The organism is Mesorhizobium sp. WSM3860, assembly GCF_002294995.1.
Taxonomy (GTDB): Bacteria; Pseudomonadota; Alphaproteobacteria; order Rhizobiales; family Rhizobiaceae; genus Mesorhizobium.
The window spans coordinates 132,943-146,315 of record NZ_NSGF01000014.1 but is presented as its reverse complement, the minus strand read 5'-3'; the positions used below and the strand labels follow the sequence as shown (position 1 = coordinate 146,315).

At 64.1% G+C, this 13,373-nt stretch carries 15 protein-coding genes; 4 read left to right on the top strand and 11 right to left on the bottom strand.

Translation table 11 applies throughout. The annotated features are described in order from the left end of the window. Positions 1-31: 31 nt before the first annotated feature. From CK220_RS31545 to CK220_RS21595, 4 genes are all read right to left on the bottom strand, one after another. Complete coding sequence (locus CK220_RS31545) at positions 32-853, bottom strand: hypothetical protein (RefSeq protein ID WP_141245194.1); 822 nt, start codon at positions 851-853, stop codon at positions 32-34. Between the two features lie 526 nt (positions 854-1,379). Then, positions 1,380-1,790 (bottom strand): TadE/TadG family type IV pilus assembly protein, encoded by a 411-nt coding sequence (locus CK220_RS21605; RefSeq protein ID WP_095813471.1) that lies wholly within the window; start codon positions 1,788-1,790, stop codon positions 1,380-1,382. Next, complete coding sequence (locus CK220_RS21600) at positions 1,780-2,220, bottom strand: TadE/TadG family type IV pilus assembly protein (RefSeq protein WP_095813470.1); 441 nt, start codon at positions 2,218-2,220, stop codon at positions 1,780-1,782. The genes CK220_RS21605 and CK220_RS21600 overlap by 11 nt, the downstream gene beginning before the upstream one ends. A gap of 4 nt (positions 2,221-2,224) precedes the next feature. Then, entirely contained in the window at positions 2,225-3,463 is a 1,239-nt protein-coding gene (locus CK220_RS21595; RefSeq protein ID WP_095813469.1) for a pilus assembly protein TadG-related protein, read from the bottom strand. 280 nt (positions 3,464-3,743) lie between these two features. Here CK220_RS21595 and CK220_RS21590 point away from each other — a divergent pair, with 280 nt between their 5' ends. After that, positions 3,744-4,961, top strand: coding sequence for a TadE/TadG family type IV pilus assembly protein (locus CK220_RS21590; RefSeq protein WP_095813468.1), 1,218 nt, complete (start codon positions 3,744-3,746; stop codon positions 4,959-4,961). A gap of 23 nt (positions 4,962-4,984) precedes the next feature. On the opposite strand, the gene CK220_RS21585 is transcribed toward CK220_RS21590, so the two are convergent. Beyond that, positions 4,985-5,221: a hypothetical protein gene (locus CK220_RS21585; RefSeq protein WP_095813508.1), complete on the bottom strand. Its 237-nt coding sequence runs from the start codon at positions 5,219-5,221 to the stop codon at positions 4,985-4,987. Between the two features lie 493 nt (positions 5,222-5,714). On the opposite strand from CK220_RS21585, the gene CK220_RS32280 reads away from it, so the two are divergent. After that, positions 5,715-5,999, top strand: coding sequence for a hypothetical protein (locus CK220_RS32280; RefSeq protein WP_210201440.1), 285 nt, complete (start codon positions 5,715-5,717; stop codon positions 5,997-5,999). A 112-nt stretch (positions 6,000-6,111) separates the two neighbouring features. Here CK220_RS32280 and CK220_RS21575 read toward each other — a convergent pair whose 3' ends face one another. Beyond that, positions 6,112-6,348, bottom strand: a complete 237-nt coding sequence (locus CK220_RS21575) for a hypothetical protein (RefSeq protein WP_095813467.1) — start codon at positions 6,346-6,348, stop codon at positions 6,112-6,114. Positions 6,349-6,927: 579 nt separating this feature from the next. Between CK220_RS21575 and dinB the strand changes: the two genes are divergently transcribed. Beyond that, positions 6,928-8,190, top strand: coding sequence for a DNA polymerase IV (gene dinB / locus CK220_RS21570; RefSeq protein ID WP_095813466.1), 1,263 nt, complete (start codon positions 6,928-6,930; stop codon positions 8,188-8,190). A gap of 202 nt (positions 8,191-8,392) precedes the next feature. After that, positions 8,393-8,716: an endonuclease domain-containing protein gene (locus CK220_RS21565; RefSeq protein ID WP_245429335.1), complete on the top strand. Its 324-nt coding sequence runs from the start codon at positions 8,393-8,395 to the stop codon at positions 8,714-8,716. An 84-nt stretch (positions 8,717-8,800) separates the two neighbouring features. Here CK220_RS21565 and CK220_RS21560 read toward each other — a convergent pair whose 3' ends face one another. The 5 genes from CK220_RS21560 to CK220_RS21540 form a co-directional block, all read right to left on the bottom strand. Further along, on the bottom strand, positions 8,801-9,685 hold the full coding sequence (locus CK220_RS21560) for an aldose 1-epimerase (protein WP_245429333.1): 885 nt from the start codon (positions 9,683-9,685) through the stop codon (positions 8,801-8,803). Continuing rightward, positions 9,672-10,427 carry an SDR family oxidoreductase gene (locus CK220_RS21555; protein ID WP_095813464.1) on the bottom strand — a complete coding sequence of 252 codons (756 nt, stop codon included), beginning with the start codon at positions 10,425-10,427 and terminating at the stop codon, positions 9,672-9,674. Before CK220_RS21555 ends, CK220_RS21560 begins: the two co-directional genes overlap by 14 nt. A gap of 10 nt (positions 10,428-10,437) precedes the next feature. Beyond that, positions 10,438-11,169: an ATP-binding cassette domain-containing protein gene (locus CK220_RS21550; protein WP_095813463.1), complete on the bottom strand. Its 732-nt coding sequence runs from the start codon at positions 11,167-11,169 to the stop codon at positions 10,438-10,440. Between the two features lie 3 nt (positions 11,170-11,172). Beyond that, positions 11,173-12,150: an ABC transporter permease gene (locus CK220_RS21545; protein ID WP_095813462.1), complete on the bottom strand. Its 978-nt coding sequence runs from the start codon at positions 12,148-12,150 to the stop codon at positions 11,173-11,175. A 226-nt stretch (positions 12,151-12,376) separates the two neighbouring features. Beyond that, entirely contained in the window at positions 12,377-13,354 is a 978-nt protein-coding gene (locus CK220_RS21540) for a sugar ABC transporter substrate-binding protein (protein ID WP_095813461.1), read from the bottom strand. Positions 13,355-13,373: the final 19 nt, after the last annotated feature.

The window sequence follows — 13,373 nt, the reverse complement described above, 5'->3', positions numbered from 1 at the left end:
TTCACTCCGGCAGGTTCGCCGCGTGCGCGCCTTACGGCGTCGACGTCGCCGCGGCCGCCTGGTCGATCTTGTCGGCGAGCACGTCCTTGGCCCAGTCCGTCACCTGCTGATCGACCGGCTTGTTGGCCATGTCCTGCAGGGCGGCGTCCAGCGTGGCGTCGTCGGGGGCCGGGTTGGCGGTCACCGCTGCCTGGGCATCCGTGACCGCCTGGGTGTCAGCGGCGATCGCGGCGTTCTGGGCGTCGATCTGCGCCTGAACGTCGGCGACCTGCGCATCGAAAGCCGCCTTTTCCTCGGTCGTCATGTTGGTCGTGTCGGTTGCATTGAGGTCGGCGAGCTGTTGGGTCAGCGTGCCGAGCTGGGTCTGGTCGGCGGCCAGCTTCGCGTTTGCCGCGTCAAGCTTGGCCTGCGCGTTCTGGGCTACGGCCGCCTGGGTCACATAAGCCTGAATGCCCGCGAACTTCTTGCTCTTGGAATTCATGTAGGCGTTGATGTTGCGCTGAAGCGAGTTCAGCCGGCCGAGCTTGGCATGGATGTTCTTTTCCTTCGGCGTCGCGGCCGTGTTGGTATCGTCCGTCGTGTCGTCAGCGACGTCGTCGACCTGCGACTTCGCGGCCTTCGCCGATGCGGACTTGCCGTGCGAGGCGCCGCTGTTGCCGCTCTGGCCCTTGCCGTTGCCGTTGCCATTTCCGCCGCCGTTGCCGTTGCCGCCGCCATTCCCATTGCCATTGCCGCCGCCATGGCTGCCGCCATTGCCGTTGCCGCCGCCATTGCCGCCGGCTCCGGCAAGCGCGGGAGCAGCCGCGAGCGCCAGAATGGCAAGCGAAGCCAAAAGTGTTTTCCGGATTGTCATCATGTTTCTCCGCAGGTGAATCGCCACCAATGCCCAACCGCTAGATCGCGTCATATGAGATTTCCCTAACGGCTTGGAGTAACTTTTAGACAAATTCGGTCGCGGCAAGAGAGTATCCGCAGAAGAAGCTCCGTCCGTCTGGCTGAAAATCTATTAACATACTGAAATCATTGAATAAATAAATGGGCCGAGGCTAGGTCCGTCCTCTGGAACAATGAAGGCCTATCCCCCGTCGGACCATGGGCCCAACGCTATGCGGCCAGCGTCCGTCGAGGGATACAATGCCCTTGTTTATACATGTGATTTTCGTAGCTGTGTGGCATGGTTCGGGTGCCCGCGCACGGGAGCCGTCAGCACCGGCGATTGGAGCGCGATTGGCGAAGTCCGGCTACGGGGATCCCATGTATATACTTATATATTCTTCCCCCGGCACGTCCTGAAGCGTGTCGCGATCTTTCGAACCGCTCGGCTTGTTAATCTTAGCGTGCTTTGACCCGAAGCGGATTCCAAGTTTCGGGGACGTGCTTCAGCTGCTGATCAGCGGCACGGTGACGGTGGTGGAATAGTTGATCGGATAATCGCTGAAATAAGGAAACTGTATGACGAAGGCATAGCTGGCGCTGACATGCGCCATCTTGAAGCCGCCGCTCGGCGGGTCGGTGGTGATGGTGACGGTCACGTTCTGCAAGCCGAGCGCCTGTAGTTTCTGCGTCGCGATCGTCTGGATCTGGGCCTGGGTCAGCGTCCTGTCGAGTTGCAGGGATCGCGCTGAGGCCTCGAGCGCATAGCGCACGCTGGACTCGTTGTTCATCGACCAGCCGAAGGCGAAAATGCCGAACAGAAGCATGATCAGGAAGGGCACGATCAGCGCGAACTCGATCGCGGCGCCGCCAGAGGCGTTGCTGGCAAATACCCTGGCTTTTCGTTTAGCGAACACGGACCACCTGCTGATGGCCGAGCGCGCTATTACCCGGGAAGACGCCGAAGGTGAACGGCGGAACCCAGGTGCCCGACGCCTGGATCTGGACGAAGACCGAAGGCAGCTTCGAGCCCGCGCAGACGGTGGTCGAAGTGACCACGGTCGTCCCGCACTTGTAGCTGCGGGTGACAACGATGGCCGCATCGGCGGGTTTTTTCTGCCAGCTGGCGAGCGCGGCGGCCTGGACGGCGTTGTCATCGGTTGCGCCGGCCAGCAGCAGGTTCGCCGCCGTCTTCACGCCGGCCCGCATCGCCATCGAGTTGGTGACATAGGACCAGCCATCGGCGATGCCGAACAGCGCGGCGCACAGCATCGGCAATACGAGCGCGAATTCCACCGCAGCCGAGCCGGAGCGGTTTTTGCGGAAGCGGATAGCCGTTGGCTCCATGCCGCTACTCGACGATCGCAACCGACTGCGCCGCCGGTATGTTCTTCATTCCAAGGCTCGTACAGTCCTGCTTGATAGTGGTGCTGCCGGACCACTGGATCGTGTCCGCGACCACCTGAGTGCAGCCGCCGGTGCCCGAGAAGTTGCCGAGATAGCTGACCTGCTGCTTGGGGAAATAAATGGCGCCGGTCAAGAGCGAGTTCGCGGTGCCGTTGAAGGTGTTCGACGCGTTGGTGCCGGTCCTGTCGCCGTAGAACAGCACGCCGGAATAGGTGCCCGATGTCTGCGCGCTCAGCGTCACCGTGGCGTTGCCGTTCATGCTGACGGTGTTGCTGCCGGCCATGAAGATGGTCACGCCCGTTCCGGAGACGACCGCGTTGGCGTTGATCTTCAAGGGGCCCTGGACGACATAGACGCCAGGAGAAAGCGTGACGTTGCCCTTGAGGTCCATGCCGTTGCAGTAGGTGCCCTGCTGGAGCGTTTGCGACGTTTTGCTGCCGTTCACTTTCGAGCACTGGCTCGAGGCTGCAGGCGTCGGCAGGTCAGCGTAAGGATCGGCCGCAGGCAAGGCCCCTGTGATCGGAGACTTACAGACCATCGTGGGCGTCGTGCTAAGCGAAACGCCGCCAACCGCGATCAGGCAGTCGGTCTGGAGAGTTGCCGACCCTTGGACCTTGATGGCATCCGCGGCGGTCGAATTCGCATTGATGACGCAGCCGACCTGCTTAAGGCTGGTGTTGCCGGAAATGCTCACCGCCTGGGAGGCCGACAGATTGAGCGCCGTGTTACAGGCATAGGCGCCATCGGTGATGAGCGCCACCGCCCTCGCCTGCTCCGGCACCTTGCTCTGCGAGAAAATGGCGGTGAACATCCGGTCAAGGTTCTGGTTGAGGATCACCTCGACCGCCTTGTTGGCCGTGTTCGGCCCCGAGGTCGGCGGCGTGTGGACGGTGATGGTGCCGCCGCCCAGCCCGTTGTCGGTCGCCGACTGGGTGGCGGCCGTCGTGATCGCCGCGGTGTTGGATCCCGCGATCTTCTCCAGCGCGCCGGCATAGGCGGCGGCGTCGGCCGTCGCCTGCAGCTTCAGGCTCGAATAGTACCAGTAGGACGTCTCGACGCCGAGGCCCGCCCCGCCGACGACGATCGGCAGGGTGAGCGCGAAGATCGTCGCAACATTGCCGCTCTCGCCGCTTCGCTGGCGGCGGGAGACAAATTGTCTGAAGATGCGACCGAATGTGTTCATGGCCGAGCGCGCCCAAGCTATCCCAGCCACCACGTTCAACACCCGGCGATAAACGAATGGCTAATTTTATTCCTCGACTTGCGATTTTCAGACCCTTGTATGCATATTTACCGCCCTGCGCGGCCACGACTAAGACTTAGGTCCCACACAATATAAGACCTAAGGTCAAGCTGCGGATAAACCAGCGATTTTAGCTTTTGCTGCATTTTATCTTTTTCGGAAATCGGTCGTAGAGACGGCTTGGAGTAGTTTCTCTGCCGTTTCCGGCGAGGGTGCTGCCATGATCAGACGGTTCTGGGCTTCGACGCGCGGCAATTTCGCGCTGGCGACCGCAATCGCCATGGTGCCGCTGATGCTTGTCGTGGCCGGCGCCGTCGACGTGGCCGGCACGAGCGACGACGCCGCGCAACTGCAGAACTCGCTGGACGCGGCTGGGCTCGCGGTGGGCACCAAATACCAACCGACCATGTCGGCCGGCGATCTGCGCCAGTTCGGCCTGACTTTCTTCGCAGCCAATATGAGCGTCGCCGACGCCGGAGAATATGCGGGCAGCGTCGGGGCCTTCCAGGCAGCGGCCAGCGGCGATCCGAGCGGCTACACCATCTCGCTGTCGTCGAGCATCAGCCATGCGGCTTTCATCAGCGGCGCGCCGGCCTGGCAGGCGACCCGCTCCGCCTCCGTCGAGGTCAAACCCGGGGCGCAGGCGTGCGTTCTGGCGCTCGATCCGCATGTCGGCTCCGCCGTCAACCTGCAGGGCTCCACCAATGTCGCGATGAACGGCTGCGTGATCGCCGCAAACTCTGACGCGGCCGGCGCCGTCAACCGCGGCGGCTCGGCCGTGGTCAGCGCCGCATGCGTCTCGACGGTCGGCTCGACCTCGGGATTGACGCCGCCCAACGCAACACTCTCGTGCGGCGCACCGCTCGAAAACCAGTACGCATCCTTCGACCCGCTGGCCAATATCACCCCGCCCGCCTACGGCATGTGCCAACCGATGCCGAACGGCAAGACAATCACGCTCTCGCCCGGCACCTATTGCGACAAGACCTGGTCAGGGAAGATCACGCTTAGTCCGGGCATCTACATCCTGCGCAATGTCACCGTAAAGCCCGGCGGCAATGGCATCCTCACCGGCCAGGGCGTGACGATCTTCCTGATGGAAGGCTCGCAGCTTTACATCAATGCCAATGAGCAGGTGAACCTCTCGCCGCCGACCAGCGGCCCCTATGCGGGCATCACCATCTTCCAGGCTAAGGGCAACACCTCGGCGCTGACGCTCAACGGCGGATCCGGCTCGGTGGTCAGCGGCTTCATCTATGCTCCCGACGCGGCGATCTCCTATGCCGGCAATTCGGACATGAATGCGCAGGGCAGTTGCCTGCGGCTGGTCGGCAATACCGTGGGGATGACCGGAAACTCGGCGGTGAAATCCGACTGCGCGGCCGAGCTCGGCAATCGCGAGATGTATGCCGGCAGGATGATTACCCTGGTGAAATAGCGCCGCTCTTCCTCGAGAAGAAATCAGAACTCGCCGACGATATCGGCGCCCGGCTGTTCGTCGAACAACACGGCGCAGCCGCGCTGCAGCGCCACCTGGCTCAACGCGTTCGCCGCCGCTTCGTCGGACGAGACGAAGTCCCCCGTCAAGACGCGCAGTTCCTCGACGGCTCTCGACATTGAGATAAGGCGCCCAGCCGCGCCATCGCTGGCGCAGGCGTCGACGACGCAGAGAAGATCGATGAGTTCGAAGCTGTCCATGGCGGCCTCCGCCCAAAGGATCCCTTCGCGGAAGTCAACGGCGTGACCGGCGGCCGGGTTCCGCCTGCAGTCCTGTATCATCGTTTTGGCGACAGCGTGCGGCGCGCGCTGAGATGGAGCGGAGCGGCAGGCAAGGTTTGAAACGACGTCGCGCACGCCTGTGAACGATGCCGGCGATCAATGCTGTCAGCAGAAGCGCGGCGCACAGGTTCGCGAGGATGTCGCCGGACTGCAGGATTGTGGGAGTTGCCCGCCACATCGCAGGAAATGGCGGGCAACTCCACTTTCAAACCGCCGATGAAGGGACGTTACTCGACGGTTGTGCCCCAATGAGTTGTGGGCCTACTTGTTTCCAAAAATCGCCCATTCGGACCTCTGCGTTCAGAGGTGCGGCCTCAGGTCCCGCCTGACAAGGGACCGTGGCCCGAAAGCAGGAACATTCCAGCTTCGGCGCCGTTGCCACGACATCACAATCGGCAGAGGAGAGGAATCCATGGCCGACAGACCTACAGTTGTAAACACCAGTGGCGGGGGCGGCGCCGGCACAGCCGTGGCCATCGTTCTTGCGATCATCGCGATCGTGGCACTGCTGTTCTTTACCGGCATCATCGATGTCGGTGGCCGCACCGGCGGTGGCGGATCGACGGATGTCAACGTGAAGGTCGATGCGCCCAAGGTCGAGGCGCCCAAGGTGGAGACGCCTGCGGCACCCTCGACGACGCCGGCACCCGCGCCGGCCGCACCGGCTCCAGCCCCGGCTCCGGCCAACGGCGGCTGATCTGCCAGGCGCAACCGGTGCGCCGGCTGCGCGTTTATCGAATGGCTACTCCAGCTTCGGCCCGCGCACCCCTCTGGAAGGCGCGGGCCCTTTTTGTTTCCGGCAGGTCCGCTCAGTCATCCATTTCCATCGGCCGGTGGCCCGGCCTTTGATGCCAGACGACCTGGCGGAAATCCGTCAGTTCGACGACTTGGTCGCAGGTCGGACAGATATAGTTGTCGCAGCACTGGCGAAGCGCCGGCGGAGTGCGGCGCACTGCCCCGACCGGCGGACGGGTTTCCGTTTTCCCTACCTGATGAAGCATCGATTCCTCCCAGTTGTTTTTGATTTTTCGAGCATCGCCTTCCACCCGGCTTGCGCCTCGCCTATGGCGGTTTCGATCGGCTCAGCGAGCGGGGGCCCGCGAGCGGAAATGAAGAAGGAATCTCGTGGATGGGGACTGGCTTTGCCCCGACACTACTGGCGAAATTCAGTTGCCGAGGGTTCACAGGATTCTCCCATGGAGCGAGAAACGGGGCGGCCCCTCAACCGCCGTCGTGCCAGGCGCAAGGAACAGCAAATCACCGGCAGAACGGGCTTGCAATAGGCCCTGCACCGCAAAATCGATTTCGCGCCGGGCCCGGCAATTACATTATCAATCATTCATCGAAAGGCGTATCAATCAGGGTCTTCGCGCGTCGCTTCGGTCCCGGCTTCGACAACCTTCGCGCCCCTCCCCCTGGTCTTGCGGCCAACCCCCAAGGGGAGCACGCCGCCGCAACCGTTCAAACCCCATGGTTGTGACTGGTTGCAGATGTTCTCATCCCCCCGCTCGCCGGCTTGACAGGAAACTGCTTTTGTTCTCTTTATGTTCACACGCATTACCGCTTACAACAGTCGCTGCTAATGCTGCGATGCCGCAAAGCGGACGGATGGAGCCGGGAGCGCGATGCCCGCCACGAACGCCGCTTCAGCCGCTACCATCCTGCATGCCGATCTCGACGCCTTCTACGCCTCGGTCGAGCAACTGTTCGACCCGTCGCTGCGCGGCAAGCCGATCGCGGTCGGCGGCGGTGTGGTGCTTGCCGCCTCCTATGAGGCGAAGATTTTTGGCGTGCGCGGCGGCATGCCCGGCCGCAAGGCGCGCGAGCTCTGTCCGCAGCTCATCTTCGTCGGCGGCCGCTTCGGCGAATACCAGCGTCTCGGCGACGCCGCGATCAAGGTGCTCGACGATTTCACGCCGCTGGTCGAGCGCATCTCGATCGACGAGGCTTTCGCCGATGTCGCCGGCTGCACGCATCTGTTCGGGCCGCCGGACGAAATTGCGCGAACCATCCGCCGGCGCGTGAAGAGCGAGCTCGGCCTGCCGATCTCGATCGGCGTGGCCCGGACGAAGCATCTCGCCAAGATCGCCTCGCAGGTAGCCAAGCCCGACGGCCTGGTGGTGGTCGAGCCCGGCACCGAGCTTTCCTTTCTGCACGATTTGCCGGTCTCGCTAATGTGGGGCGTCGGTCCGGCGAACAAAGCGCGGCTCGCCGAAATCGGCGTCGAAACCATCGGGCAATTGGCGCGAACGCATAGCGGCGCGCTGGAGCGGCTGATCGGCCATGCCGCCGGCCAGAAGCTCGCGGCCCTGGCCTGGAACCGCGACCCGCGCCGGCTTGAGACGCATCGCCGCGCGCATTCCGCAGGCGCGCAGTCGGCGCTGGGCCGCAAACCCGCGCTGCCGCGCGTCTTCGTGCCGACGCTCCTGCATCTCGCCGACCGCGTCGCCAGCCGCCTGCGCGCCAAGGGCCGGCCGGGCCGCACGGTGACGGTGCGCGTGCGCTTTGCCGACATGCGCGCGGTCACCCGCTCGGTGACGCTGGAGCAGCCGATCCAGGCTACCACCATGCTCGCCGAAGTCGCGGAAGAGCTGGTGAGAGGCGTGCTCGCCGCTCACCCGGGCGAACGGGAAATCTCGCTGCTGGCGATCTCGGTCTCGCATCTGGAAGAGCATGCCGAGTTGCAGCTCGAACTGCCGCTCGGCCTGGCGGATGAGAAGCTGAAGCCCGGCAGCCGCCAGGGCCTCGCCCGCTTCGGCGCCGACCGCGCCATAGACAAGATCCGCCAGCGCTTCGGCAAGGAAGCCGTCGGCTACGGCACCGTCGCGCTGGAAGCGGCGCGCTCGGTGCCGGATGCATTCCGGGAACTGGCGGAGAAGGAGTTGTGAGGAACTGCTCCGTCTTCCAACGTTGGAGATTGGCGAAAGCCGACGCGACGGCCGATCTCCCCCCTTGTGGGGGAGATGTCCGGCAGGACAGAGGGGGGCGCCGTGGAGTAGAAGCGTCGGCGACATAACCCCTAAAGCCAGCTCAGGCTCGACCATGCCACATACGCCTCTGCCACCGACACATCGCGCCAATGCGAAATCGATGCGCAAAGTCATGACCGATGCCGAGTTAAAGCTATGGAACGAACTCCGTGCGCATCGACTTATGGGCCTCGGCTTCCGCAGGCAGTTTCCGATCGCAGGCTACATTGTCGACTTTGCCTGCCCGCAGAAGAAGCTGATCGTCGAGGTCGATGGCTCACAGCATGCCGAAGCGGGCCGTGCTAACGCCGACGAGGTTAGGACCAAGCGCTTGGAGGAGGATGGCTGGATGGTCCTGCGCTTCTGGAATGACGATGTCATCCGCGACATCGACAATGCCTGCCAGCATATTGTTATTGCCGCGGGATTGGCTGAATCGATCTGAGACGCCGGCAGGACAGCGCCCCCCTCTGTCCTGCCGGACATCTCCCCCACAAGGGGGGAGATTGGCTGTTTCCCCGTCTCGCGATCAACCCGCCGCCGCCCAGTCCAGCCGCATCGTCGCGCTCATCGATTCCCCATCTTCAAGCACCGTCAGCCCCTCGCCGTGATGCGCATCGACGGGGTGCGAGACCGGCTCGAAGCAGAAGAAGCCAGCATCGGGTGACGGCGAATAGAGGATATAGACGCCGAGCTCCGGCGAGGCGGTGAGCGTGATCCTGATCCCCTCCTCGAGCTGCGTGATCGAGGCGCGACGATCCCATCCGCCGAAGGCGTTGTTGACCCAGTCCGGCGGCAGCGGGATGGGGCGCGAGAAATCCCATGCCGGGCGCTCGCTCAACGCCACCACGCCGACCGGCAAATGGCGCTCGTCCTCCAGCCAGACTCGCCTGGCCTCGGCCTTGAGCAGGGTTGTATCGAGGCGCGGGAACCACGGATGGAAACCGAGGCCGTAAGGCAGGCGCATGCCGGCGCGGTTCTCCACCGTCAGCCGCGCCGCCAGCGCGCCATCCTGCAGCGCATAGGTCACGGTGGCCGCATAGCGGTAAGGCTCGATAGCGCCCTCGTCGAGCACCAGCTCCGCCTCGGTGCCCGTGCGGCGGGCAAGCCGCCATGGCTTCTGGAAACCGTCGCCGTGGATCGGAAAGGCTTCGCCCGGAACGTTCGGCGCGACGGCGTGGAAGCGGCCGTCGAAAGTGAAGCCGCCGCCGGAGATGCGGTTCGACCACGGCACCAGGAGCTGGCAGCCGGACGTGCCGGTTCCATCGCCTGGCCTGAGCAGCGGAACCGGCGCGCTGCCGATCACCAGCGCGTCATAGCGTGCGATCGCCGCGCCCTTCTCCGGCGCCACGACCAGCCTCGCCTGCCCGTCGTTCAGCTCGACCGCGGCGGCCATGTCCTCACCAACCGCCATCGATGGCGATGTTCTGGCCGCTGATCATGTCGGAGGCGGGTGAGACGAGGAACAGCACGAGCTCGGCGACATTCTCAGGCTCGATGCGCTTCTTGAGGCTTTGGTTCTCGAGGATCCAGTCATTGTACTGCTTCAAGCGGTCGCCGAAGACGCGCGCCTCCGCCTCCGAGACCACGGCGCCGGGCGATATGGCGTTGACGCGGATGCCATGCGGCCCGAGCTCGCGCGCCAGCGATTTGGTGAGCCCGAGCATGGCGCCCTTCGAGGCGACATAGGGCACGTAGCCGTCCCAGCGGCCGTTGAGCGTAATCGAGCAGAAGTTGACGATCTTGCCGTAGCCCTTCGCCTTCATGCCAGGGGCGCAGGCCCGCGCCAGCGCAAAGGCGGCCGAGGAGTTGACGCGGATCTGGTCCTCATATTCGGCCAGCGAGAACTGCTCGAACGGCCGGTTGATGATCAGCGCCGCGTTGTTGATCAGGATATCGATGCCGCCTTCCGTCGCCGCCAGCGCGGCAACAGCCGCTTCCGCCTCGGCCAGCCGGTTGAGATCGCAGCCGACGAAGGCGATGTCGCCCCCGGCCTGTCCGGCAAGTCCCGCCACCGTCTGCTCGGCATCACCGATGTCGGGGCGGTCGAGCACCAGCACGCGCGCGCCCGCACGCGCCAGCGTCACCGCCTGCGCCCGGCCAAGCGACCCGAGGCCGCCCGTCAAAAGGACTTTACGATCAGCGAGCGCCTTCATTGCCTAACCCTCACAGGACAGAATGGACTTCGTCGATCGAGGTGTCGCCGATCCGCTTGTCCAGCACGATCTCGCCGCGCGCCATCGCGACGATACGGTCGCAGCAATCGAAGACGTGGTGCATGTTGTGGCTGATGAAGACGCCCGTCACCCCCTGTTCCTTGAGGCCGCGCACGAAGCCGATCACCTTGTTGGTCTCCTTGACCGAGAGGTGGTTGGTCGGCTCGTCGAGGATCATCACCTTCGACTTGAAGTGCATGGCGCGCGCGATCGCGACGCCCTGACGCTGACCGCCGGAGAGCTCGCCGACGAGCGCATCGGGGGAGCGCAGATGCAGGTCGACATTGGCGATGGCGCGGACGCTTTCCTCGGCCATCTTCTTCTGGTCGAGGATGCCGACGCCGAGGATCGAGAACCGTGTCGGCTCACGGCCGATGAACAGGTTGCGGGCGATCGACATGGTGGGGACCATGGAATTGTACTGATAGATGGTCTCAATGCCGAGATCCATCGAGTCGCGCGGGGTCGCGATGCTGACGTCCCTGCCCTCGACCTTGATCTCGCCTTGGTCGGCGCGGTGAACGCCGGACAGGATGTTGATCAAGGTCGACTTGCCGGCGCCGTTGTCGCCGACCAGGCCGAGCGCCTCGCCGCGCTTGAAGTCGAGCGTGACGCCTTTGAGGGCATGCACGCCGGAATACCATTTGTGCAGATCGCGCACCGAGATGATCGCGTCGCTCACGGCTCAGCCCTCCATCTTGATGGCCTTGGCACGCTTGCGCATCCAGGCATTGGCGACGACGGCGAAGATGGTGAGGAAGCCGATGGCGAATTTGAACCAGTTGGCGTCGACATGGCTGAGCACAAGGCCGTTGTCGATGACGCGGATGAGCGTCGTGCCGACGACGCCGCCCATGACGGTGCCGATGCCGCCGGCGAGCGAGGCGCCGCCGATGACGGCGGATGCCACCGCTTGCAACTCCATCCCCTCGCCGATCGAGGGCAGCGGCGACCCCAGCCGCAGCACCTGCAGCATGCCGGCGAAGCCCGAGAGCACCGAGCACAGCATGAAGCAGACGATCTTGACCCTGGCGGTCGGGATGCCCATCGCGGCGGCGGCCGGCAGGAAGCCGCCGGTAGCCTTGATCCAGTTGCCGAAATTGGTGCGCGACAGCATCAGCGAGGTCAGCACCGCGACCGCCACGAACCACAGGAACGACATGCGGAACATGTTGCCCGGCCCGACGAAGGACGTGAACAGCCAAGTCGGCAGGTCGGCGGGCAGCAGCGGCGGGAAGCCGCCGGAAACGACGACGGTGAGCGAGCGCGCCATGAACAGCATGCCGAGCGTGGTGATGAAGCTCGGGATGGCGAAGCGGATGGTGATATAGCCGTTGATGAAGCCGATGGCCGCCGAGACGAGCAGCCCGGCGAGCAGCGCCAGCGGGAACGGCCAGCCATGCACCATCAGCACCGCCATCGTCATCGGCATCAGCGCGAAGACCGAGCCGACCGACAGGTCGAACTCGCCGCTGATCATCAGGATGGTGACGCCGATGGCGACGAGGCCGGCCTCCGGCAGGATGCCGAGGATGCCGCGCAGATTGTCCTGGTTCAGGAACACGCCGTGCGAGCGGACCTGGAACAGGACGACGAGCAGCACCAGGAGGATCAGCCCGGCCAGTTCCGGCTTCTCGAGATAGGTCTTGAACAGGCGCTTCAATGAGGGGCTCCGGTATTTGAAGGTTTGAGGCGCATCGGCGACGCCGGCGCCGCCGATGCAAACTTCGAAATTCTTGTGCCACGCAATTCCGGGCGGAAGACAGGCCGAAGCAGGAGCGAAGCTCCGTCGCGGAGACCCTGGCATGACGAAGCGATGGGCGTCTCGGCCAATCTCCAAGGCATGCGACTTGCCAACGTAGGCAGCATCCGACCGGTCTGCGCTGAGCTTACCGCATGCCCTGCGCGGACAGCGCCATGATCGCATCGGCGTCCTTCTGGCGCACGATGCCCTGCCCCGTGTCGATGTCGGAAGGAGCAAGACCGAGCTTTTTGTTGAGATAGACCTCCATCACCGGCATGAAACCCTGCATGTAGGGCTGCTGGTCGACCAGCGCCTGGACATAGCCCTTCTGCATCTGCTGCAGCACTTCGGGAACGAGATCGAAGCCGCCGAGCAGGACCTTGCCGGGCGTGACGCCACGATCGGCCAGCACGCGCGCCACACCGGCGCACCAGAAGCCGGTGTCGAAATAGGCCGTGGTGTCGGGATGCGCGTTGAGATAGGCGCCGACGCGGTCGGAGGTGATGGCGAGGTCGGTGCCGCTGTCGATGCGCTCCCACGAAACGTCGCGGTCCTTATGAGCGGCCTTGTATTCCTCAAGGAACTGCATGACGCCGGCGCCGCGGGTTTCCGACCAGTTCTGACCTGGCGCCGAGATGCCGACCAGCACCTTGATCGGACCATCCTTCGGGAAGCTCTCGGAAATCGCCTTGGCGAGCGAGTAGCCGGCTGGCTTGAAGCCCTGGCCGATGAAGGCTTGGCGCGCATTGCCCTTGGCACCTTCGGTGTCGTCGACATTGACCGCGATCACCACCACGCCGGCGTCGCGCGCCTCCTTGATGACATCGTCGAAAGCATGGTCGTCGACGATGGAGGTGAGCAACGCGTCGGGCTTGGCGGCAAGGGCGGCGCGCATGTTGGCGACCTGCTGCTCGATCGATCCCTCGGTCTGGGTGAAGACCATGTTGCAGTTGGCCTCGACTTTGGCGCAGCCATCGTCGAAACCTTTCTTCACCGCCTGCCAGAACGTGTTCGAGGCCGACGAATGATGGGTGAAGACGATGTTGAGCCCGTCGGCTTTGGCGGCCGATTGCCCGCCGATAAGGGCGGCGCCGAGCAGAAGCATTGCTGTCCGTTTTCTCATGTCTGTTCCTCCCTATGGA

Bases quoted from the DNA above. Each gene is read 5' to 3' on its own strand.
- CK220_RS31545 (WP_141245194.1), bottom strand. From the start codon at position 853: ATGACAATCCGGAAAACACTTTTGGCTTCGCTTGCCATTCTGGCGCTC.
- CK220_RS21600 (WP_095813470.1), bottom strand. From the start codon at position 2,220: ATGGAGCCAACGGCTATCCGCTTCCGCAAAAACCGCTCCGGCTCGGCT.
- CK220_RS21595 (WP_095813469.1), bottom strand. From the start codon at position 3,463: ATGAACACATTCGGTCGCATCTTCAGACAATTTGTCTCCCGCCGCCAG.
- CK220_RS21590 (WP_095813468.1), top strand. From the start codon at position 3,744: ATGATCAGACGGTTCTGGGCTTCGACGCGCGGCAATTTCGCGCTGGCG.
- CK220_RS21585 (WP_095813508.1), bottom strand. From the start codon at position 5,221: ATGGACAGCTTCGAACTCATCGATCTTCTCTGCGTCGTCGACGCCTGC.
- CK220_RS32280 (WP_210201440.1), top strand. From the start codon at position 5,715: ATGGCCGACAGACCTACAGTTGTAAACACCAGTGGCGGGGGCGGCGCC.
- dinB (WP_095813466.1), top strand. From the start codon at position 6,928: ATGCCCGCCACGAACGCCGCTTCAGCCGCTACCATCCTGCATGCCGAT.
- CK220_RS21565 (WP_245429335.1), top strand. From the start codon at position 8,393: ATGCGCAAAGTCATGACCGATGCCGAGTTAAAGCTATGGAACGAACTC.
- CK220_RS21560 (WP_245429333.1), bottom strand. From the start codon at position 9,685: ATGGCGGTTGGTGAGGACATGGCCGCCGCGGTCGAGCTGAACGACGGG.
- CK220_RS21555 (WP_095813464.1), bottom strand. From the start codon at position 10,427: ATGAAGGCGCTCGCTGATCGTAAAGTCCTTTTGACGGGCGGCCTCGGG.
- CK220_RS21540 (WP_095813461.1), bottom strand. From the start codon at position 13,354: ATGAGAAAACGGACAGCAATGCTTCTGCTCGGCGCCGCCCTTATCGGC.